This is a genomic window from Bowmanella dokdonensis (assembly GCF_017254865.1).
Lineage (GTDB): Bacteria > Pseudomonadota > Gammaproteobacteria > Enterobacterales > Alteromonadaceae > Bowmanella > Bowmanella dokdonensis.
The window spans coordinates 1-289 of record NZ_JAFKCV010000371.1 but is presented as its reverse complement, the minus strand read 5'-3'; the positions used below and the strand labels follow the sequence as shown (position 1 = coordinate 289).

Here is a 289-nt window from a genome sequence, read left to right as displayed (position 1 = left end):
GATCGACGCACGGATGCGTGATCTGCCTCTCGAGGCGAGCTGTAACTAGCGAGGGATCCACGACCGGCGGGGCGTTTGCGCGTAAAATCGCTCAGCGATGACTACGAACACGCCCCACCACTCGAACGCCCAGGCTCCGCAGGGCCCTTCCGACGGAGTTCTGCTCGGCGAACTCCGCAGGCTGACCGGCTGGGGGCGCACCTCCCCGGCGCGCAGCGACGTGCTCACTCCGCGCAGCACCGAAGAGATCGCCGCGGTCGTCGAGAAGGTCGCCGATGCGGTCTCGGGC

Annotated in this window: 1 protein-coding gene; it reads left to right on the top strand. The window is 68.2% G+C overall.

Features of this window, described 5'->3' with window-relative positions; translation table 11 throughout:
• Positions 1-97: 97 nt before the first annotated feature.
• Positions 98-289 (top strand): hypothetical protein (locus J0A66_RS24020; RefSeq protein ID WP_206576093.1); only part of this gene is annotated, 192 nt, incomplete at its 3' end.